General features: G+C 67.2%; 29 protein-coding genes and 3 pseudogenes. 19 read left to right on the top strand and 13 right to left on the bottom strand.

Annotation, left to right across the window (positions count from 1 at the left end; genetic code table 11):
• Positions 1-33: 33 nt before the first annotated feature.
• The gene (locus ACWIGU_RS27700; RefSeq protein WP_454404405.1) at positions 34-249 is read left to right on the top strand and encodes a hypothetical protein; all 216 of its coding nucleotides are present in this window, start codon (positions 34-36) and stop codon (positions 247-249) included.
• Between the two features lie 39 nt (positions 250-288).
• Here ACWIGU_RS27700 and ACWIGU_RS27695 read toward each other — a convergent pair.
• Positions 289-427 (bottom strand): annotated as a pseudogene (locus tag ACWIGU_RS27695) (IS5/IS1182 family transposase); the annotation flags it as partial.
• Between the two features lie 113 nt (positions 428-540).
• Here ACWIGU_RS27695 and ACWIGU_RS27690 point away from each other — a divergent pair.
• The 5 genes and pseudogenes from ACWIGU_RS27690 to ACWIGU_RS27670 all read left to right on the top strand — a co-directional run bounded on the left by ACWIGU_RS27690 (position 541) and on the right by ACWIGU_RS27670 (position 3,443).
• Positions 541-714, top strand: a complete 174-nt coding sequence (locus ACWIGU_RS27690) for a hypothetical protein (protein WP_454404404.1) — start codon at positions 541-543, stop codon at positions 712-714.
• Positions 715-911: 197 nt separating this feature from the next.
• The gene (locus ACWIGU_RS27685) at positions 912-1,454 is read left to right on the top strand and encodes an SUKH-4 family immunity protein (protein ID WP_454404403.1); all 543 of its coding nucleotides are present in this window, start codon (positions 912-914) and stop codon (positions 1,452-1,454) included.
• Between the two features lie 112 nt (positions 1,455-1,566).
• Positions 1,567-1,797, top strand: a pseudogene (locus ACWIGU_RS27680) (DUF4158 domain-containing protein); the annotation flags it as partial.
• Positions 1,798-1,893: 96 nt separating this feature from the next.
• On the top strand, positions 1,894-2,811 hold the full coding sequence (locus ACWIGU_RS27675; RefSeq protein ID WP_454404583.1) for an NADP-dependent oxidoreductase: 918 nt from the start codon (positions 1,894-1,896) through the stop codon (positions 2,809-2,811).
• Positions 2,812-2,930: 119 nt separating this feature from the next.
• Entirely contained in the window at positions 2,931-3,443 is a 513-nt protein-coding gene (locus ACWIGU_RS27670; RefSeq protein WP_454404402.1) for an AAA family ATPase, read from the top strand.
• A 212-nt stretch (positions 3,444-3,655) separates the two neighbouring features.
• Here ACWIGU_RS27670 and ACWIGU_RS27665 read toward each other — a convergent pair whose 3' ends face one another.
• From ACWIGU_RS27665 to ACWIGU_RS27655, 3 genes are all read right to left on the bottom strand, one after another.
• The gene (locus ACWIGU_RS27665; protein WP_454404401.1) at positions 3,656-5,062 is read right to left on the bottom strand and encodes an amidase; all 1,407 of its coding nucleotides are present in this window, start codon (positions 5,060-5,062) and stop codon (positions 3,656-3,658) included.
• 74 nt (positions 5,063-5,136) lie between these two features.
• Positions 5,137-5,724, bottom strand: coding sequence for a TetR/AcrR family transcriptional regulator (locus tag ACWIGU_RS27660; RefSeq protein ID WP_454404400.1), 588 nt, complete (start codon positions 5,722-5,724; stop codon positions 5,137-5,139).
• A gap of 357 nt (positions 5,725-6,081) precedes the next feature.
• A complete protein-coding gene (locus tag ACWIGU_RS27655; protein ID WP_454404582.1) occupies positions 6,082-6,225 on the bottom strand; it encodes a hypothetical protein in 144 nt (47 codons plus the stop codon).
• A 155-nt stretch (positions 6,226-6,380) separates the two neighbouring features.
• Here ACWIGU_RS27655 and ACWIGU_RS27650 point away from each other — a divergent pair, with 155 nt between their 5' ends.
• Positions 6,381-6,872: a GNAT family N-acetyltransferase gene (locus tag ACWIGU_RS27650; RefSeq protein ID WP_454404399.1), complete on the top strand. Its 492-nt coding sequence runs from the start codon at positions 6,381-6,383 to the stop codon at positions 6,870-6,872.
• Positions 6,873-6,986: 114 nt separating this feature from the next.
• On the opposite strand, the gene ACWIGU_RS27645 is transcribed toward ACWIGU_RS27650, so the two are convergent.
• Positions 6,987-7,943 (bottom strand): zinc-binding dehydrogenase, encoded by a 957-nt coding sequence (locus tag ACWIGU_RS27645; RefSeq protein WP_454404398.1) that lies wholly within the window; start codon positions 7,941-7,943, stop codon positions 6,987-6,989.
• A gap of 244 nt (positions 7,944-8,187) precedes the next feature.
• Positions 8,188-9,129 (bottom strand): LysR family transcriptional regulator, encoded by a 942-nt coding sequence (locus ACWIGU_RS27640; protein ID WP_454404397.1) that lies wholly within the window; start codon positions 9,127-9,129, stop codon positions 8,188-8,190.
• 137 nt (positions 9,130-9,266) lie between these two features.
• Between ACWIGU_RS27640 and ACWIGU_RS27635 the strand changes: the two genes are divergently transcribed.
• The 4 genes from ACWIGU_RS27635 (at position 9,267) to ACWIGU_RS27620 (ending at position 11,888) form a co-directional block, all read left to right on the top strand.
• Positions 9,267-10,199: an NAD-dependent epimerase/dehydratase family protein gene (locus ACWIGU_RS27635; protein WP_454404396.1), complete on the top strand. Its 933-nt coding sequence runs from the start codon at positions 9,267-9,269 to the stop codon at positions 10,197-10,199.
• Positions 10,200-10,434: 235 nt separating this feature from the next.
• Entirely contained in the window at positions 10,435-10,806 is a 372-nt protein-coding gene (locus tag ACWIGU_RS27630) for a hypothetical protein (RefSeq protein ID WP_454404395.1), read from the top strand.
• Positions 10,807-10,859: 53 nt separating this feature from the next.
• Positions 10,860-11,381, top strand: coding sequence for an SRPBCC domain-containing protein (locus tag ACWIGU_RS27625; RefSeq protein WP_454404394.1), 522 nt, complete (start codon positions 10,860-10,862; stop codon positions 11,379-11,381).
• A gap of 3 nt (positions 11,382-11,384) precedes the next feature.
• Positions 11,385-11,888 carry an SRPBCC domain-containing protein gene (locus tag ACWIGU_RS27620; RefSeq protein WP_454404393.1) on the top strand — a complete coding sequence of 168 codons (504 nt, stop codon included), beginning with the start codon at positions 11,385-11,387 and terminating at the stop codon, positions 11,886-11,888.
• A gap of 158 nt (positions 11,889-12,046) precedes the next feature.
• Here the strand turns inward: ACWIGU_RS27620 and ACWIGU_RS27615 are convergent, their stop codons facing one another.
• Complete coding sequence (locus ACWIGU_RS27615; RefSeq protein ID WP_454404392.1) at positions 12,047-12,967, bottom strand: LysR family transcriptional regulator; 921 nt, start codon at positions 12,965-12,967, stop codon at positions 12,047-12,049.
• Positions 12,968-13,065: 98 nt separating this feature from the next.
• On the opposite strand from ACWIGU_RS27615, the pseudogene ACWIGU_RS27610 reads away from it, so the two are divergent.
• Positions 13,066-13,344: pseudogene (locus tag ACWIGU_RS27610) on the top strand (hypothetical protein); the annotation flags it as partial.
• Positions 13,345-13,930: 586 nt separating this feature from the next.
• Here the strand turns inward: ACWIGU_RS27610 and ACWIGU_RS27605 are convergent.
• Positions 13,931-15,001, bottom strand: a complete 1,071-nt coding sequence (locus ACWIGU_RS27605; RefSeq protein WP_454404391.1) for a hypothetical protein — start codon at positions 14,999-15,001, stop codon at positions 13,931-13,933.
• 201 nt (positions 15,002-15,202) lie between these two features.
• Between ACWIGU_RS27605 and ACWIGU_RS27600 the strand changes: the two genes are divergently transcribed.
• Positions 15,203-15,409 carry a hypothetical protein gene (locus tag ACWIGU_RS27600; RefSeq protein WP_454404390.1) on the top strand — a complete coding sequence of 69 codons (207 nt, stop codon included), beginning with the start codon at positions 15,203-15,205 and terminating at the stop codon, positions 15,407-15,409.
• Positions 15,410-16,088: 679 nt separating this feature from the next.
• Here ACWIGU_RS27600 and ACWIGU_RS27595 read toward each other — a convergent pair.
• Positions 16,089-16,826: a dienelactone hydrolase family protein gene (locus tag ACWIGU_RS27595; protein ID WP_454404389.1), complete on the bottom strand. Its 738-nt coding sequence runs from the start codon at positions 16,824-16,826 to the stop codon at positions 16,089-16,091.
• A 316-nt stretch (positions 16,827-17,142) separates the two neighbouring features.
• Here ACWIGU_RS27595 and ACWIGU_RS27590 point away from each other — a divergent pair, with 316 nt between their 5' ends.
• Entirely contained in the window at positions 17,143-17,793 is a 651-nt protein-coding gene (locus ACWIGU_RS27590; RefSeq protein ID WP_454404388.1) for a hypothetical protein, read from the top strand.
• A gap of 134 nt (positions 17,794-17,927) precedes the next feature.
• On the opposite strand, the gene ACWIGU_RS27585 is transcribed toward ACWIGU_RS27590, so the two are convergent.
• Positions 17,928-18,344, bottom strand: a complete 417-nt coding sequence (locus ACWIGU_RS27585) for a hypothetical protein (protein WP_454404387.1) — start codon at positions 18,342-18,344, stop codon at positions 17,928-17,930.
• A 718-nt stretch (positions 18,345-19,062) separates the two neighbouring features.
• Positions 19,063-20,238, bottom strand: coding sequence for an MFS transporter (locus ACWIGU_RS27580; RefSeq protein WP_454404386.1), 1,176 nt, complete (start codon positions 20,236-20,238; stop codon positions 19,063-19,065).
• A gap of 96 nt (positions 20,239-20,334) precedes the next feature.
• Between ACWIGU_RS27580 and ACWIGU_RS27575 the strand changes: the two genes are divergently transcribed.
• Entirely contained in the window at positions 20,335-20,892 is a 558-nt protein-coding gene (locus ACWIGU_RS27575; RefSeq protein WP_454404385.1) for a TetR/AcrR family transcriptional regulator C-terminal ligand-binding domain-containing protein, read from the top strand.
• Positions 20,893-21,131: 239 nt separating this feature from the next.
• Here ACWIGU_RS27575 and ACWIGU_RS27570 read toward each other — a convergent pair whose 3' ends face one another.
• Both ACWIGU_RS27570 and ACWIGU_RS27565 read right to left on the bottom strand, forming a co-directional pair.
• On the bottom strand, positions 21,132-21,740 hold the full coding sequence (locus ACWIGU_RS27570; protein ID WP_454404384.1) for a DJ-1/PfpI family protein: 609 nt from the start codon (positions 21,738-21,740) through the stop codon (positions 21,132-21,134).
• A gap of 115 nt (positions 21,741-21,855) precedes the next feature.
• Positions 21,856-22,257, bottom strand: a complete 402-nt coding sequence (locus ACWIGU_RS27565; RefSeq protein WP_454404383.1) for a tautomerase family protein — start codon at positions 22,255-22,257, stop codon at positions 21,856-21,858.
• Between the two features lie 260 nt (positions 22,258-22,517).
• On the opposite strand from ACWIGU_RS27565, the gene ACWIGU_RS27560 reads away from it, so the two are divergent.
• The 4 genes from ACWIGU_RS27560 to ACWIGU_RS27545 all read left to right on the top strand — a co-directional run bounded on the left by ACWIGU_RS27560 (position 22,518) and on the right by ACWIGU_RS27545 (position 25,179).
• Positions 22,518-22,985 carry a winged helix-turn-helix transcriptional regulator gene (locus ACWIGU_RS27560; RefSeq protein WP_454404382.1) on the top strand — a complete coding sequence of 156 codons (468 nt, stop codon included), beginning with the start codon at positions 22,518-22,520 and terminating at the stop codon, positions 22,983-22,985.
• Positions 22,986-23,084: 99 nt separating this feature from the next.
• Positions 23,085-23,831, top strand: coding sequence for an alpha/beta hydrolase (locus ACWIGU_RS27555; RefSeq protein ID WP_454404381.1), 747 nt, complete (start codon positions 23,085-23,087; stop codon positions 23,829-23,831).
• Positions 23,798-23,977, top strand: coding sequence for a hypothetical protein (locus ACWIGU_RS27550; protein ID WP_454404380.1), 180 nt, complete (start codon positions 23,798-23,800; stop codon positions 23,975-23,977). Before ACWIGU_RS27555 ends, ACWIGU_RS27550 begins: the two co-directional genes overlap by 34 nt.
• 365 nt (positions 23,978-24,342) lie before the next feature.
• Positions 24,343-25,179, top strand: a complete 837-nt coding sequence (locus tag ACWIGU_RS27545) for an enoyl-CoA hydratase/isomerase family protein (RefSeq protein WP_454404379.1) — start codon at positions 24,343-24,345, stop codon at positions 25,177-25,179.
• The last annotated feature ends 634 nt before the right edge of the window (positions 25,180-25,813 follow it).

The following is a 25,813-nucleotide window of genomic DNA, read 5'->3' as shown; positions in this document are numbered from 1 at the left end:
ACCAGCACCATACCCAGCGAAGGGGTGCTCAGCATGCCGAACGACTCAGTCGCACGCTTCCTGGCGGCTCTGGCGCCTGAGGACCGAGAGACCGTCGCGTCCAGGCCGGGGGAGGAGCAGGAGCGGCTCGCCGCAGCCTGGGAACGGGAGTTGGAGGGGGATGACGAGCTTGATGTCCTCGACGAGGTGTCCCCGTCGGCAGCCGAGGCTGAGGCGGCTCGCCGCGTCCTTCGACAGGAGTCAGGCTGACCCGTCTGATGGGCCGTCGAACGGCAGTAGGACCGTGTCCTAGACGGTGCGGTTGAGGAGCCGTTTGTATCAGCAGAGGCGGATGCGAGTCCGAGGAACCCAGGTAGTTGCCTGAGTTCTCTTCGTAGCGGTGGTCGAGGCGGCGGTATCCGGCCAGCCAGGACATGCTGCGTTCGACGAATTCAACGCCACCTGGAAGAGGGACTGCGCGCCACAACTGGCGGCTTCGCGAACATCAAGTACCAGACCCTGGTCGCCGAACCGGGTCGCGGCACCCGGCTCCAGTCCGGCATGCCCGTCTGCTCCACCGAGAGCAGCACGCCGCCCAACTCGCTGATCGTGCACTCCATACCCGACCAGACGAACACCTACGGCTCATGCGGAGCGACCGGCACCGACGCCGGCAACTTTCAGTTCACGTTCAACTCCGACCCCGCCGCGACCGGCCCTGGCCTCGGCCAGTAAGAGGGCAAGGGCGATCTGCACCAGACCGGCGGCGGTCTCGACGCCCACTTCTGGTACGCCCACACACGCGACACACCGCCGACCTCGGCGGCGAGAACGGGCTCATGACCGTCAAGGGCACCTGGAATCTGCAGAGGGACGTCTCCTGGGCGCCTCGATAGGGTCCGCATCGCAGCCAGCCGTGGAAGGACTCTCCCATGACAACGTCCGACGAGCTCACTGCCTGGGCCGGCACCGGGAACGTTACGAGGGCAGACTCGGCAGTCGTGTCTGGCTGGCAGATCCCCGAGGAACAGAAGGCACTACTTGTCGATGTCGGGATCCCTATCGTTGATCAGTTGATCGAGTACGTATCGTTCCAGGTGGAGGCGGATCCAGCACTCCAGACGGCAGCTGGTAGGGCGCTCTACCTCCTCACTCAGAATCACCATGGCGACCTCGTGCCAGGACTGCAATGGTCGTTCGGCGTCGAACCCGGCACAGGGACGGTCTACTACGTCCTTCCTCAAGGCGAGGCATGGTTCGCCAACTCCTCCATCGACCTGTGGCTGCGTACCCTGCACCACTACGGCCTGCACGTCAGCGAGTCCGAGATCCTGAGCGATCCGGATGACCGCGAGGACGAAGCCCTGGCCGAGCTCAGCATGCTCGCTGACGAACTCAAGAAGATCGATCCGCCTGCCTTCGATGGCTATCACGGGTTCATCTGGGCCGAGTTCCTAGACCGCCGGCTCTGGTAGTTGCCCGCGGCCGCCACGATCCCCAAGCGATATCCCTTGGTTCATGGCGATGTCTACGACGTCGTCCATCAGATGGAGCGCGACTCGAACTCCCGCAGCGACTCGGTGACGAACTACGGGGGAGGGGCCGAAGGCGCTCTTCGACGCGTCGGTGGGGTGGCTGCGCGAGCGTCGGGTGCTGCTGCCCGGCGTGACGACGCTCGCCCGGCTGGTCGCGTCGGTGCGGGAGGCGGCGAACCGGTGACGGTGGGACAGCCTCTACGGGCTGCTGAGCACCGGTCAGCGGGCGGTCCTCGATTTCCTGCTGACCGTGCCGTCGGGGGCGCGGGTGTCGGAGCTGGACTCGACGGTGACCAACTGTTCACCTTCGTCTAAGCACCCACTAGACACCCACCCGGAAACAAAACCCACAGCACATGCGAGGAAGAGGACGATCTCAATGAAAGCCATTGTGGTAACCGACCCGGCCGCGGGAACGGCCGGGATGACGCTGACGGAGCGGCCTGAGCCGTCCGCATCGATCAACGACGTCATCGTTCAGATTCATGCATCGGGCTTCGTCCCGACTGAGATGGAGTGGCCATCGACCTGGACCGATCGCGCCGGCCGTGACAAGACACCGTCGATCCCCGGCCACGAGCTGGCCGGAGTGGTCAGCGCCCTCGGCTACGGCACGACGGGGCTGTCGGTCGGGCAGCGGGTGTTCGGCCTCGCTGACTGGCACCGTGACGGCACGCTGGCGGAGTACGTGGCGATCGAAGCACGCAACCTCGCACCGCTGCCCGGCGATGTCGACTTCACGGTAGGCGCGTCCTTGCCCATCTCAGGTCTGACGGCGTGGCAGGGGCTGTTCCAGCACGGCCGCCTTCAGTCTGGCCAGACCGTCCTCGCCCATGGCGCGGCCGGGGCAGTCGGGACGATGGTCACCCAGCTCGCACGTGAGGCCGGCGCTTACGTCATCGGCACCGGACGCGCCGCCGACCGTGAGAAGGCACTCGACTTCGGTGCGCATGAGTTCGTCGACCTCGAGAATGACGCGCTGAAAGACGTCGGTGGCGTCGATCTGGTCTTCGATGTCATCGGTGGCGACGTTCAGAAGCGGTCCGCTGCCCTGATCAAGGCTGGAGGAACGCTGGTGTCCGTCGTCGGCCCGGTCGAGGCGCGACCCGCTGACGGCCTGGCGGTGGACTTCGTTGTCGAGGTCGATCGTGCCGGACTGGGTGAGATCGTGCAGCGGGTGCGGGACGGACGGCTGCGGACAAACATCGGTGACGTCGCGAGCTTGGATGATGCCGTTGGTGCCCTTAACCCGACCACGCGACGCCGTGGAAAGACAGTCATCCGCGTACGCCCGTAGGGAGTGACGGCGGAGCAATTGTCAAATCCTGTGGATGAGGTGGTGTGCCTGGATGACCGGGCCGGGGATGCCTGCCCGGTTCTGGCCTTGGCAGCGGTCGGTGGTGCGAGGGTGTCGTCATGTTGATCGTGTTGGCGGGGCTGCCCGGTGCGGGGAAGAGTTCGGTGGCCGAGGCGTTGGGGCGGAGGCTGGCTGCTCCGGTCGTCTCTGTCGACCCGATCGAGGCAGCGATGTGGCGTGCGGGGGTGGCGCGTAACCAGCCCACCGGCCTGGCGGCGTATGTCGTGGCCGAAGCCGTGGCCGGGGGTGTCCTCGCCCTTGGCCAGACGGTGATCGCCGACGCGGTCAACGCCGTGGAAGCAGCGCGGGAGCAGTGGCGGTCGCTGGCGGATCGCCATGGCGTGCCGGTGGCGTTCATCGAGGTGGTGTGTTCGGATCCGGTAGTGCACCGCCAGCGGCTGGTAGGGCGCTCCCGCGGGATTGATGGCTTCCTGGAACCGACGTGGGGGGCGGTGGAACGGCTGCGGGAGGAGTTCGCTCCGTGGACCGATCACCGCTTGGTGCTGGACGCCGTCATCGACGAGTCGTCCAACGTGTCGGCGGCTCTTGAGTTCCTGGCGGCGGCTTCCTGACCTTTGTGGGCTCACGGCAGGATCGCAAGGTCCATCAGGCGGCAGTGGCCTGCACTCGCTCGACCAGGACGCCGTTCTCGAACCGGGCGCCGGCCCGGACCAAGGGGACCAGGTGGGCTCCGGTGATCACGCGCCAGCGGTCCTGGACGGACCGCTTCGAAGGGCACGATGGTTGTCGCGCCCCTCGAAGCGCTTGGAGCCTTTCGCGTCTGTCAGACGGTGGGGTGCTGGTCACGGACGGGGCTGAGCGACTCCAGCAGCGACGCGATGTGCAGGATCGTCGACTCGGAGTGCCAGTTGGCTGCCAGCTGCACACCGATCGGCATGCCGTCGCTGCTCGTGCCGAACCGCATGGACAGCGCCGGGAGTCCGGTCAGGTTGAACGGAATCGTCGCTGTCTGGATGTGGGCGGCGTCCACCGTCTGACCGTTGATGGTGAACTGCGTGAGTCCGTGTTCATGGGCAGGGATGGGCAGAACCGGGAGCAGCAGGACGTCGTACTGCTGGAAGTACTCGGTGAATGCGTCCCGGAGACGTTCGATGCCCTGTTCGGCCAGGACGTAGTCCTCTACGGATGTGTCGGGGCCGGCGAGCATGGACGTGGAGACCTTGGCCATCTGGTCCTCGTGACCGGCGGTGACGTCCCGGAAGGCCGGCTTCACCTCCATGACGTGCTGCCGGTAGAAGAGGTCGAGAGGATTGTCCCGCTCGAGCGCCGGGATGCTCACAGCCTCGACCTGAACCCCAGCGCCCTGCAGCGCTTCGGCGGCCTTCTGCACGGTGGCAGCGACCTCCGAGTCGATCGGGCCGAGTCCGGAGTCGACCAGCCAGCCGACGCGGACGGGCCGGTCCGGCGAGGCGCCTACGCCGGCGTCGAATTCGCGCGGGACGGTGGCGAAGCCGTCGGCGCCGTCCGGGCCGGAAAGCACCGAGTACGCCAGTGCGAGGTCGCGGATGGTGCGGGCCATCGGGCCGACATGCCAGTCACGGCGCGGTACCCGCGGCCAGACCCCCGTCATCGGGATACGCCCATGCGTTGCCTTGAGGGCGACGATGCCGGTGTGAGCAGCCGGCCCGCGCACCGAGATGGCCAGGTCGCTGCCGAGCCCGAGCGGCGACATGCCGGCCGCGATCGCCGCCGATTCCCCGCCGCTGGAACCGCCGGACGTGCGGTCGAGGTTCCAGGGGTTGTTCGTCCTGCCCGTCAGCAGGTTGTCGGACTCGGTCGAGTACGAGAACTCCGGGAGGTTGGTCTTCGCGAGGAGGATCGCCCCGGCGCGCTTCATACGTGCCACGCTGGTGGCGTCCGTGTCCGGGATACGGCCCTCGAAGATCGGGGAACCGCGCTGGGTCAGCACCCCGGCGGTGTCGAACGAGTCCTTGACCGTGAACGGCACGCCGTGCAGCGGCCCTATCTCCACGCCCGCAGCCAGCGCTTCGTCCGCGGCCTTCGCGGCCTCCAGAGCACCGTCGGCGAGCGTAACGATGGCGTTGACCTTCGGATCGGTGGCCTTGATGCGATCGAGGTGCGCCTGCACCACCTCGACGGATGACACCTTCCTGTCGCGGATCAGTTCAGCGAGTTCGCTCGCGTCGGAGTAGATGAGGTCGGTGGTCATGACGATCCCCCTAACTAGACCGGTCTACTATTGAATGCCGCCCAGGCTGGTGCGCCGCGGGCGGCGGCGGCTTGTCAGACGTGGAGGACCTGGCGCGTGACGGTCATGGCGCGGTCGAGATGGTCCGGGCTGCGATGGATCTTCGCCATTACGCTCGCTCCGAGCCACAGGCTGTAGAGGGCCTCGGCCGTCGTGCGGGGGTTGTCATCGACGGACACGGACCCATCCGCAATGCCGTTGGTGATCATCTGCTCCAGTCGGTCGACGATCGCCGTGGTCCCGACTTTCGTCGCCGCTCTCATTGCCTCGGAGAGGTCGGCGATCTCCGCACCGAGCTTGACGACAAGGCATCCGCCCTGGCAGTCGTCCACGACCTGCGTGTCGTAGAAGTTCTGCCAGTACCTCATCAGGTGCTCCGCGGACCTCTTGCCCTTGTCGGCAACGATCCCGTCCATGGTCGTGAGGTACTCGTCGAAGTAGCTCTTCAACATCGCCTCACCGAAGGCGTCCTTGGAACCGAAGTAGTGGTAAAACGACCCCTTCGGGACGCCGGCCTCGGCGAGGATCTCGTTGATGCCGACCGCGGCGTAGCCCTTCACGGCTACGATCCGCCGCGCGGTATCCAGAAGGCTCTGCCGCGTTTCCACCTTGGTGACTGACATGGATTCACCGTAACATCAGATTAGACCGGTCGTCTAGCTCGGAGGCTGAGGTCACCTTCGCGGCCAGTGGTCGACGTCCCCCGCTCTCAATCCCGGGTACTCGATCGGCCAGGGCTCCAGGCATCGATGGCCCGGTGCGCCCGGTCCACATCGGTCCGCACCTGCAGCCACCGGGCCCCCGCTCGTGCCGACCGAGCACCAGCCACTTCTCCTCAAGTACCGCCTTGCCCAACGCATCTCCTCAGTCCGTGGTCGTGGCGCAGCGGACGATCTCCGCTGCCGGATTCCACCTGAACTGACGGGTAGATCGTCAAGCGGTGCTTCACCCGCCTGATACGCACCCGCCACCTGGCAACATCACATCGAACGCCGCACCACGGTGCCCAGGCAATGGTCGATGGTCTGCCGAAACCGATGACGCTGCTCATGACGCGCTGCCTGGTCGGCCACCAGGGCGGGCTGAGAGATGCGCAGCCGCTGGGAGACGCGGCCGAAGTGCAGTTCCTCGGTCAGAGCCAGGAAGTACCGCAGATGGCGGAGCTCGATTCATTGATTCATAGCTCAAGTTTATTGATAGCCGCTAAGGCTTGTATTGGACATATGGGTGAGTGAGGTCAGAGGCTGCGGGGAGCCGCACTGGAAAGGAAACCCGCCCCATGCCGCACGCCTCAGCCTCCATCACGGTCTCCTCAATCGCCTCGCAGAGCGACGCCGATGCGTTCTACGCGCTGAACGAGGAGTGGATCTCGCGCCTGTTCACCCTGCAGGACGAGGACCGAGCCGTGCTCGGTGATCCGTTCGGCCGCATCGTGGCCCCGGGCGGCGACGTGCTCGTGGCCCGCGAGCCGGGCAGTGAAGCCGTCGTCGGATGCATTGCACTCCTGGCCTATCCGGATGACGTGTTCGAGCTGGCGAAGATGGCCGTGGCTCCCGCCACCCAAGGACGCGGCATCGGCCGTCGGCTCGTAGCCGCCGCGATCGACCGTGCCCGAGCGCTAGGTGGGACCCGCCTGTTCCTCGGCACGAACACGAAGCTGACTCCCGCTCTTCACCTCTACGAGGACGCTGGGTTCGTCAGAATCACCCGCGACCGACTCCCCGTGTCCGACTACTATGCGCGCGCCGACATCCTCATGGAATTGCTGTAAATTTCCGGCCCAGCGCCGGGAACCTATCTTGAGACTCGCGCACACCGAGCGGTTGCTGTGCCTCCTGCCTCGGGGAACTCCCGCCCGTACGACGGGTCTTGTGCGCGGCGTGCCTCAAGAAACGTGGAGAACGGCCTTGCCCGGGATGCGTCCGGCCAGGAAGTCCTTGGCGACCTCGGTCACGTCCGTCCACGGTGCCTCGACAGCCACGGAGGGCTTCAGAAGCCCTCGCGTGACCAAGCCGAGCAGAATGGCCAGCCCGTCGGCGGCCGGCCCGCTGCGCGCCAGTTCGTCAAAGATGATCATCCCGTGCAGGGTGGCTCCCAGGGTGAAGAGGAAACCGTTGTTGTCGAACCGCACATCCGGACTCTCGGTCGTGCCGATGGTCACGCACGTGCCTCGCCTGTTCAGCATGGTCATGGCGGCCGACAGAGCGGAGCCCCCGAGCGAATCGAGAATGACGTCGAACGGGCCGTGCGCACGAGCCGCCTCCAGGGTGTCGCCGACGATGATGTCCCCGAGCCCCAAGGCCGCGACCACCGCTCGCGCCTCGTCATTGCGGACGTGGGAGTAGACGCGGGCGCCGGAGACCGAGGCGAGCTGGACCGCCGTCTGCCCGACACCGCCCGTCGCCCCGTCGATCAGCACTTTGCGTCCCAGTAGCGAACCGCCCTTGCGCAACGCGTGCAGTGCCGTGAGACCGACGAGCGGGAGGCCGGCAGCCTGTGCGTCCGAGATGCTGTCGGGCACCACAGCGACGGACGTCAGGGGTGCGTGAATACGCTCCGCCCAGGCGCCCTCCGACACGATGCCGACCACTCGCGTCCCGATGGCGGGAGCGCCTGGGACGTCCAAGCTGTCCTCAACGATCCCGGCGAAGTCCCATCCGGGGCGCGTCCCGGTCTCACTGACCGTCAGCGCACGCTTGGTCTCGCCACGGTTGAGGGAGACCGCCGCCACACGGACGGCGATCTCACCGGGCTGCGGTGCCGCCGGCTGCACATGGCGAACCGCCAGCCGGTCCTCGGCGGACTGGTCCACGGTGATGGCGCGAATGAGCTTCTGCGACACCGCAAGAACCTCTCAGTACTTTCGCGGGATGGATGTACGGAGCATGGTCCGGCACTGCTCCCGGCCGAGACTTTCGTTCGTTGTCGACGACATGACGGAGCCTTCCGAATGGATTGGATTGACCGTGTCATTCGGGGCTCGACGTGATCTCGTCGACGGAGATTCCGGGAACCCGTCGCCCCGACTGTCGATTTGTTTGGGTCTGACCGTCACCGAATCGATGGGTGTCGGCGCAACCCTGGGTTCACGGCCGTGCTCGGCCTGCTGTGTCGGCTGCCGCGGCCCGTGCGAGCTGAGTCCGCACGCTGTGCGGCACACGCATGCCGTGACTGCGCAGGTCGCCGATGAACCGTGCGACGAGCGGATCCGGTTCCGCGGACGTCACCGCCGCCAGCTGCCTGACCCACCGCGGAGAGAACGATCGCACTGCTCCCGGAAAGCCGTGGCTGACCGCGCTCACGGGGCACACGGCGATTCCCAGACCGGCAGCCGCGAGCTGCGGTGCCGCTGCAGTGACCGATGTCCTCATCACCGTCTCCGGGTGGACTCCGGCGCGGGCGAAGGACTGGTCGAGCCAGGCGCTGAGGCCGTTGTCCGGTGCGTAGTGAACAAGCGCCACACCGTCCAGGTCCTCAAGGCGTACAGCCGACTGCTCGGCCAGCACGTGGCTACTCGGTGCCGCCAATACGATCTCCTCCTCGGCGACCGGGGTGATCGTGAATCGGCCGGCCGAGGGAGCGGTCAGCACCGCCACGTCGACTTCGTCAGTGCCGACGAGGCCGAGCGCCTCGTCCATCGCCGTGGACTCGCGCAGTGTGATCGCGACCTCGGGGTAGCGGCGATGCCACTGGCGGATGACCGCAGCGAGCAGCGGCACCGTGAGGCTCTGCGCGCAGGCCAACCGCAGGACCCCGCCGGCCGCTTGACCCGCCGCACGTGCTGACCTCACCGCAGCGGCGGCCGCTTCGATCGCTCGTCTGGCATCCGCGACGGCGGCACGCCCCGCAGGAGTGAGCTTGACCCCTCGGGGCTCGCGGCGAAGCAGGACCGTTCGGGTCTCGCGTTCCAACGAAGCGAGCTGATGAGAGACAGCGGGTTGCGACGAATGCAGCAGCTGCGCGGCCTGTGTGATCGATCCGGAGTCCGCGACCGCGACGAGGCACTCCAGCGCCCGAAGAGAAGCCATCCACAAATTTTATCGCAAGCCATCGAAGCATGAATGCTATCGAGGGAAGAGCTCTGGACCTCCGATTGCTCTAACCCACGACGCCCTCTCGCTCAAGGCAGGCGAGAGGGGCTCGCGCAGAGCGAAGGGAGAAGTTCATGCCTCAGGCATTCGTCACCGGCGGTTCGGGGTTCATCGGCCAGGTACTGGTACGCCGGCTCCTCAGCGAGGGGCACTCAGTGAGTGCTCTGGTTCGAAGTGAGGCTTCGGCTGCAAAGGTCTCGGCGCTGGGCGCCAAGCCCGTGCGGGGCGAGTTGACCGACCCGACCACGTGGCGCAGCGATTTGACGGGCAGTGATGTGGTGTTCCACCTCGCTGCCGAGACGGACATCGCCGCTGACCGTGAGCGTCATGAGCTGGTGACGGTTCGCGGTACCGAGGCAGCTGTCGATGCGGCCCGCTACGCGCAGGTGCCACGGTTCGTCCACTGCGGGAGTGAAGCCGCCCTCCTGGCCGGTGCCCCGCTCGTGGACGTCGACGAGACCGCGCCGCTGCGGCCCGACTCGGAAGCCGCTTACAGCGCGGTGAAGGCCGTGGCCGAGAAGTTCGTGCTCGATGCGAACGCCCCGGACTTCGCCACAGTGTCGATCCGCCCGAGGTTCGTCTGGGGTCCCGGCAGCTTCCTCGTCGAAGGCTTGGCAGCTGCGGCAAAGGCGGGGCAGTTCGCTTGGATCGGCGGAGGCCGGCACACCACTGACGTCACGTTCGTCGATAACGCTGTCGAGGGACTCATGCTCGGATGGCAGCGCGGCCGCCCAGGTCAGGCCTACTTCGTCACCGACCGGCAGCGCGTCATCCTGCGCGAGTTCCTGGAGGCCCAGTTCGAGATCTACGGCGTCGATGTCCCGATCCCCGACCTGGACGCCGAAACCGCCGCCCGCGAGGTCCCCGTTCCCGCTCGATGGTTCCTCGGGCAGCAGTGCACCCTGCGGACGGACAAGGCCGTAGCCGAGCTCGGATACGAGCCCGTTGTTACGCACGCTGCCGGTCTGGACGCCGTCAGAGATTCGGTGGCCGTCAGCCGCGCGTGAAGCGTGAGCCACGTTCAACCGACATACGTCAACGTTCAACTGAGGGAAGACAACAAAATGAAGATCGTCACGATCGGAAGAGGAATGGTCGGCGGAGGGCTGGCCACCCTGTGGCAGGCCGCAGGCCGCAGGTCACGAGGTCGAAGAGCTCGGCCGTGAAGGCGGGGACGCCTCGGACGCGGACGCCGTCCTGGTTGCCGTACCCGGCGCAACGATCTCGGAGTCCCTGAGCAAGGTGACAGGGCTCGAGGGGAAGATCGCGATCGACGCGACCAACATCATGCCTGCACGTGATGGCACCTTTCCGTCATACGCCGAGGAGGTGAAGTCCTTCACCCACGCCCCGGTGGCCAAGAGCTTCAACATGAACTTCGCAGCCCTGTACGGCGAAGTGCACAAGCAGCGAGTGCGGCCGAGCAACTGGTACGTCGCTGACGAGGGCGCCCTCGACGTCACCGAGCAGCTCATCCGCGACGCCGGCTACGACCCGGTGCGCGTCGGGGACCTCTCCCGAGCCCGCGACTTCGAAAACGCGGTCTGGCTGCTCATGGGCAGCCAGCCGGTAGGCGGCCTGTTTTACCGGTTTGCCGTTCCCGGCGAACTCTGAACGAACCGGTTAGGCATTCCATTCCGCCTGCTTTCCAAGATCTGGAGATTTCCGTGTTCGAAGCAATAAATTGGCCGGAGGCCCTGGCCCCCAGTCGCTCCCCGATCCACTTCACCAACGAGATCGAGGTCGAAGCCTCTCCTGAAACGATCTGGTCCCTGCTCGTAGACCCCCACACCTGGCCCGCCTTCTACCCAGGTGTCGAACATGTCCAGTTGCTTGACGACCATGGCTCACTGCGCCTCGGAACTCGATTCGAAACCAACCTGGCCGGCCAGGACGTCTTCGCATCCGTACAGGAGTTCCAGCCTGTGACGCGTATCGCCTGGGGCGGTTACCCCACGGTGTCGGAAGCATCCAGGGCTTACCACGCTTGGATCATCACACCCACGCCGAAGGGGAGCCACCTCTGGACCGAAGAGACGATGCAGGGCCCGCTCTGGATCGAATTGGCGAAGCAGGATCCTGAAGTCTTTTGGCGTACACACGAGAACCTTCTCGCGGCGCTCGCCAAGGTGGCGACCGATCGTGAAAATCGAGCCGGCGTTCTCCAAAACACCCAGAAAGGGAAATAGCCGATGTATGAAAAGGTGAATTGGCCCGCACGATATGACCCGAAGTTGTCGGCTCTCTACGCGCTCAACGATATCGACGTGAAGGCGCCGCCTGAAGCGGTATGGGAGCTGCTCGTTGACGCCGAGAACTGGTCCAGCTACTTCCCTCCCGAAGATCACGTCGAGATCCTGAGTGGTGAGTCGGTACTGGCGCTCGGAACCACGTACAGCCGGGTGACGGTTGGATTTCCCATGACGCTCAACGTGACGGAGTATGAGCCCTTCACCAGGCTCTCCTGGGAGACGACAGTCGACGGCGACGAAACCGGTTCGAGCGCGTACCACGGCTGGATAATCACGCCCACAGACAATGGCTGTCACGTACTGACCGAGGAAACGCAGCAGGGCCCCTTCTTCCTCGAGGAGCTCGGTCATAAGCACCCCGGTGCGCTCTACCGTTATCACCAGGACTGGGTCGAACGCCTCGCCCGTGCCGCAGAGGCGAAAGTAGCGAAGCCCGCGGCCTGACCCACACAAATGCATGGGAGAGGGCGAGGCCCCTAAACCCTGACGCCGTCGGCATCGCCTGCGGCGTAATTACAGGGGTTGAATGATCCAAGCGTGGTGGTGAAGCTGCGCACAGTACGCCCCTCAGGCGGCCCTTGCCTGCGGTACTCGCCTCCGGGTCAGCGCACTCTCGTCGTCCGGTCGTCGTCAGGGTCTGTCATGGAGTCAGATGCTGCAATGAAGGCTTGTACGAGGGGACGGTCGTCTCCTCGGCGGGTGGCCATGAAGATTTGGCTCACTGCGGGAGGTCCGTCGAGTTCAAGCCTTCGGGCGCCTGCGGGAAGCAGTGTCGTGACGCTGTATGGGGCGATGCTGACACCGAGGCCGGCCGCGACGAAGGTGATGATGGTGTGCCAGTTCGAGCACTCCTGCGCGACCTGGACGTCGATACCGACGTTCCGCAATGGCTGTGTGTTCGTGTCGAACGCCTGGGGTCCCGCTGAACGGGGGAACAGGATCAGCGGGTCAGTCGCCAGCTGCCTCGCTTCCACCTGGCCACTCTCGGCGGCTGGGTGCTCTGTGGGGACGACGGCGACGAACCGTTCTGATGTCAGGAGCGAGAGGTCGATGTCGTCTCGCTTCTCAGCGTCCCGGACGATCCCGACGTCAGCTGTGCCTCGCTCTAGGGCCGCCAGGACGTCGGTGGTGAAGCCGTCGTGCAGCTTGACCTGGACCTCGGGGCGGCGGCGGGAGAATTCACGGAGGTGTTCGCTGACGATCGCGGTTGCGGAGGTAATGAAGGCGACATCCAGACGGCCGGCCTCGCCACGGCCGACACGCCTGGCCTCGTCGAGGTCGGCCGCCAGACAGTCCAGAAGGTTCTGAGCCCGTGGCTGGAACGCCGCTCCCGCCTCTGTGAGGCGGACGTTCCGAGAGGTCCGCCGGAACAGCTCGACGCCCACGATCTTCTCAAGCTGTCTGATCTGCTGGGACAGGGCGGGCTGAGCGATGTGCAGCCGCTGGGAGGCCCGGCCGAAGTGCAGCTCCTCGGTGAGAGCCAGAAAGTACCGCAGATGGCGGAGCTCGATTCGTTGATCCATAGCTTGAGCTTATTGATAGACGTCAGGGTTTGTATTGGACATATGAGTGAGTGAGGTCAGGGGCTACGGGGAGCCGCACCGGAAAGGGAACCCGCCCCATGCCGCCGGACGCCTCTGACCCGATCAAGGTCTCTTCAATCGCCTCACAGAGTGATGCCGATGCGTTCTACGCGCTGAACGAGGAGTGGAACTCGCGCCTGTTCACCCTGCAGGAAGAGGACCGAGCTGGGCTCGGCGATCCGTTCGGGCGCATCGTGGCCGCGCGCGGCGACGTGCTCGTGGCGCGCGAGCCGGGCAGCGGAGCTGTAGTCGGATGCATCGCACTCCTGGCCTATCCGGATGCCGAGTTCGAGTTGGCGAAGACGGCCGTGGCTCCCGCCGTGCAAGGACGCGGCATCGGCCACCAACTCGTAGCCGCAGCGACCGACCGCGCGCCCGGGGGCTCGGCGGGACCCTCCTGTTCCTCGGCACGGCCTGCGTCACCTTGCCCAGCAAGCAGCCGAGACCGACCCCCAGTCCTGCAGCTACGCCGACGCCATCTGCCGCATCATCAGCCCGACTCCCACAGGCGCGACGGACACCACAAAGCGACACGCTCCGAGGCCCCAACGCAACACGGCCCGGGAATGACACCGCGCCATAAGCGACATGACCAGCGCGGGACACACTCACTGCGGGAACACGACCGGGCCTGCCCGGAACAGGGTCCGCCGTTCGCGGTGATCGTATGGAGATGCACCGAACTCCTCCGATGCTCCTCGCTTGTGGCTGCACGCACCGTGAGACTGGCAGCCACCGTGGCGGCCGCGGGTACGAGGCGGGCGATCCGACGCCACTCATCGGCTGGTGACGATCCGACACGGAAGACCACCGGTTTATGGCCGGCAGCCTCGACCGAACTGCCCGGTCACCGAGGCTGCTGGTCCGGCCGGTCCGGGTGGGCCCCTTCGGGTCCGGCAGCCCTCACTCCGGCGTCCGCGGGACGGGTGCCTGGCCGGCGTGTGTCTTGCCCAGGAGCTGCATCTGGCCCTGGTCGAGGGGGATCTGCCAGGTGGCGCGTACCGCGCGCCATGCCCCGCGCAGCAGCCACAGCGCGCCTGCGCCGAGTAGCACGCTGGTGGCCAGAGCCAGCGGGAGCGGCGTGCCCACGGCGAGACCGTGCACGAAACCGGCCCAGACGTAGGTGAACAGTGCGCCGCTCGCGAGGGCCAGACGGTGGGCCGGGCCCCAACCTCGACCGCGCGCCCAGCGCACGCACAGCGCCACGGACACGCCCACCAGGACGAACCACGTCGCGCACAGCAGCCACGCCGGGAACTCCTCGGGCAGTAGGTCGCGGGCCCAGTACAGGCTGGTCGCCACGAACGCCGCCAGGGCCACGACATGGGGGCGCGGGGCGAGTGCGAAGCCCGGCGCGGTGGGGCGGCGCCCCATGAAGAACGCACCGACGGCAATGACCACGATCACCGCGGACGACCACGCCAGCTGGGCGGGCGAAGCGACGAACCCCGTCCCCGCGATTTGGAACGCGCACAGTAGGGCGGTACCCAGCACGAACACGGTGGCGACAAGGGCCGTTCCCCGACGGCTCAGCCAGGGACGGGGCGCGGACGCGGAGTCGAACGCTTCGATCAGGGCGATCGGGACACAGATGCTCCACACGGCGTGCATCGAAAGGACGTCCTGCAGCATCTGGAGGCTGGTGCCCAGGCCCGGCAGATAGGTGCCGGAGTAGGCCGTGCCGACATCGAAGCCGCCGTAACTGGGGTTCCACAGCATCATGTCGACGGGCCCCTCCTCCAGGAGTGCGTAAGCGGCGGCCAGTGCGATGACCGTCGGCCAGGCGCGCCCAGCGCGCCGGGCCGCCTCGCGGATGAGCAGCGCGCCACCGCCGTACATAGGGGCGAACAGGAACAGAGCAAAGGGGTTGGTGATCGGCGTATTCCCGAGCAGGAACTCGCCCACAAGGGGCGCCAGGAAGAAGAGCGCAAGGGCCCGGCGTCTCCCTGGACGGCGGGCAATACGTCCAGTCATATCTCTGAGGCTACGTTTCGGGCGATGAGCTCGGAACGTACAGACGGTCAGGTCCGCTCGACCTTGGGACCGATGTCCGTGGCCGTCTCTCGACTTTGGGACCGGTGCCCGTAGACCTTCGTCGAATGTGGGGCGCGCGGCCTCGTCGAGGAGCGCCCGCGCCTGGCCGTCGGAGAGGCGGCACTGTGCGCGGTCGTCGCCGTGCTCTACGCGACGCTCTTGGTGTTGTTCTCCAACTATGACGCCCTGCTGGTCACTTACAGGAACGGCGATCTCACCTCGACGATCGCGGTTTTCGCAGGGGCATGCGTCGGCTGGCTGGGCCTGCGCCGTGTGCGCTTCACGGTGACGCCCCCCGGGTTGGGCTGCTCGTCGGTGGTGCGTGCGCCGTTGGTCTTGTGGGCGTGATGTGGTGGACGACCCGCCCGACGGTGGAAGAGCAGCACGTCACTCCCGCTCCGGGTACCGGGCGCTCCTGGGAGTCGCCACCTCCCGACAGCACTCCGGGCACGGCGGCCCCTCCGGCACCGCCAACCGCCGGGCCGTAACGGGCGAGTAGACCCTCGGCTGCGCACCACGCGGCAGCCGAGGGCTTGCTCGCGGTGCCAAGGTCGCCGTCCTGGGCGAGTGCTCTGCTGCGGCAGCGATCGGTGTGAGTCATGCGAGGTCTGTGGCCTCAGCGTGTCGTTCAACCTCCCGAGCGGACCGGGCCGTTGCCGACTGCGTCAACGGTGGGCAGGATGACGGGCATGGCCGTGTCCTGCAACACGTCAACTCTGCGACGCCACCTTTTCGTATGACGAGGCTGCGAGCGCCCTGTCACTCCTAGACCTCTATGCAGGCCCGGAACGTGAACGCGTCCATCAAGCTGCGGTCCGGCTGAGCGGGGGACGACTCGGCAGACTCTCGAACTTGGTCGGGGCTTTCGCAGTTCAGCGGACGTGAGGGCGGCCTTCGTCGGTGGAGAGCACGGAGCGGATCGTCGCCCTGGCTTCCGGGTGGAGTCCGTATTCGGCTAGCCACCCGAGCAGCTCGTGGCGGGATGAGCCAGAACCGCGCCAGCATCCTTACCTGGGCCTTACCTGGGTCATGCCCCCAGATCCTCCGTCACGGGCAGGCACTCGGCGAGCAGGTCGACGACGTCGCGCCAGGCTCGCTGCGCGTGCCGTGGGTGGTAGCCGACGCCGGGGACCACGGGATGGTCGACCGGCGGGTGGTGGAAGGCGTGCAAGGCGCCGCCGTAGACCACGAGGCGCCAGTCGACGCCCGCGGCCTGCATCTCAGCGGTGAACGCGTCCCGCTGCGCGGGCGGCATGATCGGGTCTTCCGACCCGACCCCGGCCCACACCGGGCAGCGGATGCGCGCCGCCTCGCCCGGTCGGCCCGTGGTCAGTGCGTTGACTGTCCCGATTACGCGCAGGCTGACGCCATCACGCCCGAGTTCCAGCCCGATGGCGCCCCCGGTGCCATAACCGACGGCGGCGATCCGGTCGGGGTCGGTCCGCGGTTCGGCGCGCAACACGTCGAGCGCCGCATGGCCGATGCCCCGCATCCGGTCGGGATCAGCGAGCAGTGGCATGCAACGGGCCAGCATCTCCTCGGGGTCACCCAAATAGCGCCCGCCGTGAAGATCGAAGGCCAGCGCTACATATCCCAGCTCGGCGAGAGCATCGGCCCGGCGGCGCTCGACGTCGCTGAGCCCCATGCCCTCTGGTCCGAGCAGCACCGCGGGCCGGCGGTCGACACCGGCCGGGAGCGCGAGGTGCCCGATCATCGTCAAACCGTCGGCCGGGTACTCGACCGTACGCGTCGTAATCGTCGTCATGAGACTGGACTGTAGTGATCGTCAAGCCCGGTCCGGCCGGTGTTTCTGCCGCTGGCAGAACAGCGCGGGTGTCCCTCTGAAATACGGCGAGGGCTCACAAGAACCGTCACAACCCCCGTTCCCACGGCGGCACTGTCGGATCACCTGCCCAGGCCACGGTGTTGGAGGCTGACCCTCGCGGCAGGATTCTGGCGTATACCGGCCCGCTCCCGTGAAGGGCAGGCTTCGGCGTCCTTCGGAGGCGCGTTCTCTTGGCGTGATGAGCCCTGGGAGAAATTGCCAGGCGGGCTGGACCGCCCGAGGCGAGAATGACGCGGTGTTGATCGTGAATGCCGTCCTGGAGACCTCGGACACCGTTGACTTCTCTCTCTGGCCGGTGGCTGACCTACCTCCGTACCAGTTCATGGCTCTGTCGGGCAGTATGTCCCCGCTCGAAGTCGGCAGCGCGCTGGCCATGCTGGCGGACTACAACTCGCGTACAGATGACCACGATCGCCCCCTGATGGACGCCAGCGAGGCGATTCGCGGCCTGCTGGAGACAGACAAGGTCATCGCACCAGGAGGGCTGCGCGTCCACAACACCCGAACCGATGTCACTGTCCGGCCAGGATGTTGTTGTGGCCTGGAAGGCTGGCGCGAGTGGCTCGACGTCGCAGACGGAGAGACCGTGTGGCTCGGCCACGACCCCTCCCCAAGGCTTGAGCACGCCGACGACGTCGTGCAGCTGTGGCCGGACAGCGTAGACGCTCAAGAACGTCCTTCCGGGCAGCCCATCGAGATCGTGGTGGGCGACCTACCGGAGATCCTGCGTACCGTGCAGGAGGGACTGCAAGGGTTTCTGTCTCTCACCAAGCAGTGGGCCACCCGCCATGTTCCGACTCTCGCCGAAGACCTGGCAGCCAGACTCGACGAAGATCTGGCCATCAGCGCACCACTGCCGGGCACCAGTGGCCAACACGCACCGTAACCGAACACGAATCTGTGCCAGAGCCATATCTCATGAACATCGAACACGCCGCCGTCCACGCGCTGCTCGGGGAGGCGTACATCTGCTGTCGCAACTCGTGGACAGAGCCAGTACGGATGAAGAACCAACTGAGACTACGTCCTGGCGATCTCTTGCCGGAGCTGATGGGTGAAGCGGCGCAGGAGATCCTCCGTTTCCCTGTGCTCGGCCCTGCGATCGTCCCTGCCCTCGCTGGGCCGGGAACTCCAGACCCGACGAGCGAGAGCGGCGGCGAGAGCGACGGTGTCGTCGGCGCACAGTAGGTAGAGGGCTGACCGGGCTTCCTGCATCCGGTCCGCCAGTTCGTTTGCCCCGGCGCCGTCGTCACTCAGCCGTGTTTCCCGAAGGTAGTCGATGAGCTGGACCACGGCGGTGTTGAAGCCGACCCCGGCTTTCAGCTTCTGTTCGCGCAGCCACATGCGGTCCTGTCGGCGCGCAGTGAACCAAGACCCGAACACGGCCCCTATGAGGCCGAAACCAGCCCCGATGGCCACGGACAGGATATTCACCACGTCAGCTCCCCCCGACACACAGCTCACAGCAGGCTACAGAAGCCACTAGGAGGACGGGTGTGGGGCGAATGGTGGGCGGCATAGCCGTGCGCAGCGCGACGAGGCGGTCAAGGTCGCGCTCGAGGTGCCGCGTGCGGAGGGCGGGTCGCGGCGGGGTCTTGCTGCGGGTCTGGCTCTTGAGCACGGTGGTGTGGCGCGTAGTTGGCGGCGTGCTGTTGCTGAGGTCGGCGAGCGTTGGGAGCAGAGTAGCGAGGGCGAAGTGGCAGGGCCGGCGAGTGCTGCTCGCTGAGGGGGTCGGTGGACGTCTCGGCTCCGTTCTTGCGGCTTGCCGTTGAGGCGCGAGCGCGGAGGCTCGAGCGCGGTCACAGGAGACCGGGTCTGGTGCGGCCGGGCAGGGCGAGCGCGATGAGCGGCCGCTGGCCCCCGGGTTTGCTGCTTTGGATCCGGCTGCGGAGGCTGTGCCGACGCGGCCGAGACACCGCCTCGGCCCTGGCCCCGAGCGCGCGGCGCCGGTGCGTCCTGCTGCTTCTGGCCTTCCTGCTCGGTCAGTTTCCGCACCCGTAGCGGCTGCTCTACCCCGCCTACCCGCGTCGATCTGACTTGCCGTCACATCATGTCTGTCCCGGCGCGCAGCATGGTTTCGGCGCGGTCGCCCGGCGGGGCATCGAGGTGAACGCCCGTGCGTACGCGGTGTCCTGGCCGCAGGCTCTCGCCTTCTTCACCGCGAACGCCGGGGAATCAGCGCCGTGAGCGCGAGCGCGATCAGTACGACGCCGTAGCCGGTCGCGGTGGTCAGCAGGCCGACGCTGGTCGCGATGACGCCCGCCGCGACGGCCGGGATGCAGAACGCGAGGTAGCTGAGCACGTAGAACGCGGCGACGAGCTTGCCGCGTTCGGTGGCCGGTGCGAGCGGGAAGACGGTGCGGGTGACGCCCTGAAAGCTCGCACCGAAGCCGGTCCCGGCGATCACCGTGCCCACGAACAGCAGCGTCTGCGAGCCGTCCTGGGTGGCCGCGATGGTCACCGCGACCCCGATGGCCAGTGCGGCGGCGCCGAAGCGCATCACCCGGCCGGCCGCGACCGTGCGCAGTAGCCAGATCGCCGCCGCACCCGTCCCGGCCAGTGTGAACACCAGCAACCCGCCGAGCAGGATCGAGTCCGAGCCGGTGACTACGCGGACCAGGCTCGGGCCGAGCGAGAGGTAGAAGCCGCCCAGCGCCCACGCCGCGATGTCCAGCAGCGCGATGGCGGCGAACGCGGAGCGCGCCGCGGCCGGGACGCCGACCTTCGGCCGGATCGCCTGCCGCGCGCCGGGCATCATCGGCGAGGTCTCGCCCCCCACGATCGTGCCGATCGCCTCGAGGGCGAACAACACGATCAGCACCAGGTACACGCTCTGGCGCGGCCACGGCAGGAACTGGACGAGCACCGCGGCTCCAAGTCCGCCGACGGCGAGACCCGCCACCGGAGCGACACTGTTCACGATCGGGCCGTGTGGTCGCTCCGCATCCAGGATCGCGGCGGCCAGCGCACCGGTTGCCGCGCCGGTCGCAATGCCCTGCACCATGCGCGCCGCGATCAGCAACGGAACGCCGTCCGCGGCGCTGAACACCGCCATGGCCACCGCGTCGAGCGCGATGGCGCCGATGATGACCGGGCGGCGTCCCACGTGGTCGGAGAGCGATCCGACGGTCAGCAGCGCCAGCAACAGGCACACCGCGTAGACGCCGAAGATCACCGTCAGCATGCCCGAGGAGAACGCCCAGCGCGCCTGGTATACGCGGTAGAGCGGGGTCGGCGCGCTGGACGCGGCGAGAAACGTCAGCATGGTCGCCGCGGGCAGGACGGTGGCCAGCCCGGACGGCATGCGCCGGGTGGCCGGAGCCATCAGCATGGAGTACCCCCACATCAGTTAAAGCAAAGACTGCTGCTTTAGCTAACGCTACGCGGGGGTCGGCCTTAAAGCAAAGGCTTCTGCAATAATGGACGTATGTCGACCACACCAGCCCGGCGCCCGGGCGGGCGCAGCGCGAAGGTCCGGGACGCCGTCTACACCGCCGTCGGCCAGCTCATGGGCGAGGGCAAGGCGGACCGCATCACCATCCCCCTGCTGGCCAACCGGGCAGGCGTCAACCCGACCAGCATCTATCGCCGCTGGGGCGACCTGGACACGCTGCTGGAGGAGGTCGCTGTCGCCGCGCTCACCAAGGACGGCGACGAACTGCCCGACACCGGGTCACTGCGCGGTGACCTGTCGGCATGGGCCCGGATCGTGATCGACGACATCACCCAACCGCGCCGGACCCGCTACCTGCGCGCCATGACCGCCGCCCGGGACGAGGTGATCACCTGCCCGTGCTGGGAGCAGCGCCGCACACAGGCCAAAGTGATGCTGGACCGGGCAAGGGCGCGCGGGGAGCAGGCGCCGACCGAGCAGCAGGTCCTCGACCACGTGATCGCACCGATGTATCACCACGTGGTCTTCGGCCTCGCCGCCGACCGGGACTACGCGGACCAACTGGTCCACGACGTGCTCACGATGGCCTAGCCAAAAGCCAAGGCCCGCCCGCCGGAAGTGCGCGGCCCACCGCTGGCCGCCCTGGATGGCGGAGCGGATGTCCTCGGAGTGGTCCGGCACCTCGGCGCCGAAGTCATACCAGGCATCCGAGTCCGGGGCCGAAAGCGCCTCTCTCGCTCAAATCCAGGGAGAGGCGGCTCGCTCGCGCCGGGGATTTCAGGGACCGATGATCACCAAGCCGTCCGTTGCGGCCAGGCTGATCGCGGGCGTCAGCGCAGCGCGACCGCGCCTGTGCGGACGGCGCGCATGGCGCGCTCGACGGTCTCCTGATCTTCGCCGACCGGAGCAACGTAGCCGATCACATCGCGCGCGGCGTCCTCTCCGAGCAGGCGGGTGATCGCCCAGGTGGCGAGGTACTGGGACGCCAGACAGCCTCCTGCCGTAGCGATGTTTCCCTCGGCATGGAACGGCGCGTCGAGCACGGTGATGGAGCAGGCTTCGACAAAGGGCCGGCTCTTCATGTCCGTGCAGGCGGGCATGCCGTCCAGCAGACCGAGCCGGGCAAGCACCAGCGCGCCGGAGCATTGCGCACCGATCAGTTGTCGCGAAGAGTCGAGCGGCAGCCGGGAGATCAGCTGGTCGTCGGCGATCACATCTCGCGTGTTCACGCCGCTGCCGATCAGCACGACGTCGGCTTCGGTCACGAACTCCATGGGGCGCTGCCCCGTCACCTCGACGCCGTTCATCGATGTGACCACCGGCGTCGGCGTGGTGATGAAGGCTTCCAGGCCATCCTTGCGGCATCGGTTGATCAGCGCGGACGCGATGAAGCTGTCGAGTTCGTTGAACCCGTCGAAGGTGACCACAGCTGCCTGCATCACATCTCCTTCAAGCACGGCATCGGATTTGTACTCTTGCCCGGCGTGCCGGTCCGGGTCGAGAGCCCGGTCGGCGGCTGGCTCGGGTGCGGCAACCGCACCGCACGGCCGTGGTTCACCAGCGTGGGGCGCCGTCGGCAAGCTGAAGTTCGCCCCGGCCGAAGGAGAAGTTCTCGTTCGGGACCGGAATCAACGCGATGAAGATGTCATCGGGCGAGACGCCGAGTCCCTCCACCACCAGTTTGTTGATGGCCGCCGCCACGGCCCGCTTGTCCTCCAAAGGCCGGTGGGCCCCGAGCTGAAGCGTGATGATCATGGCGTCGCTGCTGCGCTGCATGCCCATGAACGTCGGGTCCAGGAAGAGTTCGTTCTCGCCGTGCTCACTGATCATGATGAACCGGTCGCCCTCGGGTATTCCGAGGGCCTGGACCAGTGACTGGTTCAGCGCATCGGCGAGAACGCGCTTCTGTTCCGAGGAGAAGCGGTTGGCGGGGATATGGGCGTTGAAGACGGGCATGAGCTGCTCCTCGGGAGTTGCAATGTCGGCTTGCGCAGCCGGGGGGATCGATCGGCTCCGGCCGCGGTGGAGGCGGCGGGAGGACGCGGGGCCGAGAGACTGCCCGCGCTCCCTGCACAGCCGAAGCGGAGCTGATCAGGCTTCCGACCACCGGATGAAGGGGATCCGTGGGCCTGCGCCGACCATCAAAGTCTCCATCTGGAACCCAGAAGGCGTCAAGGCTGAGTTCCAATCCGGAACTCAAGAGGTACGCTGGCGTCATGGAGTGGCGAGAACTTGATCTGGGCAACTGCAGCGTCGCCGCGACACTGAGCCTGGTCGGCGAGCGATGGACCCTGCTCATCCTGCGGGAGGTCTTCGCGGGACTGCATCGGTTCGACGAGATAGCCGAGCACCTCGGGATCTCCCGCAGGGCCCTCACGGAGCGCCTTCGGCAACTGGTCGACGCCGGCCTGCTGGAACGCAGGAGCTACCAGGAGCCCGGCCAGCGCGCGCGCCATGAGTACCACCTCACCGCGCGAGCCCATGACCTGCAATGGGTCCTGGCCGCACTGCTTCAGTACGGCGACACCCACCTCGGTGACCCTGCGGCCGCGCCGGTGGTGCTGCGCCATTCCGGCTGCGGCGGTCATGTCCACGTCGAACTGCGCTGTACTTGCGGCCATGAGGTTGCCGGTTCCGAGGTGGAGCCGGTCCTGGGCCCCGGCGCCGTCCGGCTGTCCACCTGACGCACTCAACCCCGATCTCGGCCTTCCGCGGCATTGCGCGGCGTCATGGAGGCTGATCGTTCGACCAGGACCGAGTCCTGTTGCACTGGAGAGGTTTTCGTGATCGAGCGCAAGGATGTCGAGTTCGAAGCCGACGGCGCGGTGACGCTTCGCGGATGGCTGTTCCTGCCGGACGGGCCGGGCCCGCACCCGGCGATCACCATGGCCCACGGTTATGCGGGGGTGAAGGAGCACGGTCTGGAACCGTTCGCGCGAGCCTTCGCCGAGGACGGGTTCGTCGTCCTGGTGCACGACCACCGCACCTTCGGGGCCAGCGACGGCGAGCCCCGGCAGGACGTCGCCCCCTGGCAGCAGATCGCCGACTGGCGGCGCGCCGTCTCCTACCTGGAGAGCCGGCCGGAGGTCGACGCCGACCGCATCGGCTTGTGGGGGAGCAGCTATGCCGGCGGGCACGCGATCGTACTGGGTGCGACCGACCGCCGGCTGCGCGCCGTGGTCTCCCAGGTGCCGACCATCAGCGGGTACGAGCAGGGCCTGCGCCGCGTGGCACCGGACGCCGTGGCGGACCTCGAGGCGTCCTTCGCAGAGGACGAGCGGGCCCGATTCCGCGGAGAGGCCCCGCACACCGTGGCCATCGTCAGCAGCGATCCGGAGGTGCCCGCCTCCTACCGATCACAGGAGGCCATCGACTTCTACCTGCAGCCCACACCGGACGACGTGTGGGAGAACAAGTCACGGTCCGTTCAACCCGCGCGGCGCGCATGTACGAGCCGGGGATCTGGGTCACGCGGGTCTCGCCCACACCCCTGCTCATGGTGGTCGCCCTGGGCGACGCGGTCACCGTGACCGACCTGGCGCTCGCCGCCTACCAACGTGCCCTCGAACCCAAGCGGCTGCAGCTGATCCCAGGCGGCCACTTCGACCCGTACACCAGCCAGTTCGATCAGGCGAGCGGCGCCGCCCGCGCCTGGTTCCGTGAGCACCTCGCCTGACAGGCTAACGCACCCTTCCCCGGCGTCCCCACGCGATCCGAGGAAGAACCATGCTCCATCTGTGCTGTCTCAGCTCGACAGTCTCGCCACGCTGGTGGTTCGCAGTCCGCCGCAGAACTGCATCGCCCAGCAGATGGCCACGAACTCGCCAAGGCGCGAAGCGCCCTCGGCCGCAGCAGCGCCCCAGCGGGCCTCCTGTGCAGCGAAGGCCCGAATTTCAACTCCGGCGGCGACATCGTCCCGTGGGAGCGGACCGGCTTTTGGACGAGGCCCGGCGCTCCGCGGCCCTGGAGTGGCTCCAGTAGAACCTCCGCCCCTTCACAGCTCTCTTCCTCACCCCTCACCCCCGCCCCAAAGGAAAGATCATGAACTTCGCCTATTCGTCGATTCGGACCCGAGAGGAGAACGGCGTCCTGTTCGCCACCCTCGACGCCGGCCCCCTCAACCTCATCGGTGTCGACCTCGTCCGTGACCTCGTCTCACTCGTCGACACGCTGCACACCGACCCTGGCGACCTGCGGGTCGTCGTCATCGACAGCGCCTCCCCCGATTTCTTCTCGGCGCACGTGGACCTCACGGCGATCCCGCAGTACACCGCAGAAGCCGCCAAGGCCGGTGGCCCCGGAGACGCTTCGCTCGGCATGTTCCTGTACAAGCTGGCGCACGTCCCGGTGATCACCATCGCCAAGGTGCGTGGCAGGGCCCGCGGTGGCGGCAACGAACTCGCCCTGGCCTGCGACATGATCTTCGCCGCGCGCGAGAACGCGGTCTTCGGGCAGTTCGAGTCCGGCACCGGCGCCCTGCCCGGCGCCGGCGGTGTCCAGCACTTGACCCGGCGGCTCGGCAGAACACGTGCCATCGAGGCGATCACCGGGGCCGACGACTTCGACGCCGACCTCGCAGAGCGCTACGGCTGGATCAACCGCGCCCTGCCCGACGCCGAACTGGACGGCTTCGTCGAGCGCCTGGCCAAGCGCATCGCCGGATTCCCGCCAGCGGGGGTCAAGGCCGCCAAACGCGCAATCAACGATCTCACGCTGCCACACCCGGCGAACGTCCGCTCCGACTCGGCCACGTTCCTCAGCCTGGTCGCACTGCCCGAAAGCCGCGAACGCCTGGACTACCTTGCGAACCGGGGCCTCCAGACGCCTGGTGATCTCGAACGCGACCTCGGCAAGGCAGTGGCGGAGTTCCCTGGCTGACAGCGTCAGCGGCTGCCTCGTCGCAGAATCAGCACCTTCTCGGCGAATGTGGTGACCACACACAGGCTAGACGCAGGACCCTGCTGGCCTCATCTTCGCCGCCGGCCCGAACCGCCGGTCAGCGCCCAGGTCGGCGGAGGCGCTGCGAACGGTGAGGTCGGCGATCCGTCGTGTGCGTCGAACGCTGGACGTCCGCGCCCTTTCCGTCTCGTCGCTGGAGGACGCGGTGACCGATCCCGACCGTGCAGACGTCCGATACACCCTGGGTATCGCACCCGGCTCGCTCGCGGCCGTGGGGCACGCCTCGCAGCTCGTGCGGAACCCGCTCGGCTTCTTCCGTAACCTTCCCGGCCACGGTGACCTCGTCCGTCTCCGGCTCGGTTCGATACCCGCGCGGTGTGCCACCACGAGCTTGTGCACCGGATGCTCCAAGATGCCCCTACCTGTGACAAGGGTGGAAAGATCCAAAAGATGGCCCGCCGGCTGCTGGCTACCGGCGTGATCACCACTGCGTATGCAGGGCAACGTGAGCAGCGGCGGATGTCTTGACGGATCCCTTGCCACCGTGAGGTGTCTGCCGCCTTGCGAGCGGCCGGCGCCGGTAGAGCCGTAGAGCCGTTTGGTCCCGTCGCCC

The organism is Streptomyces sp. NPDC055400, assembly GCF_053644375.1.
Note: the sequence above shows the minus strand (reverse complement) of the source record. Positions and strands in the feature narration are given on the sequence as shown.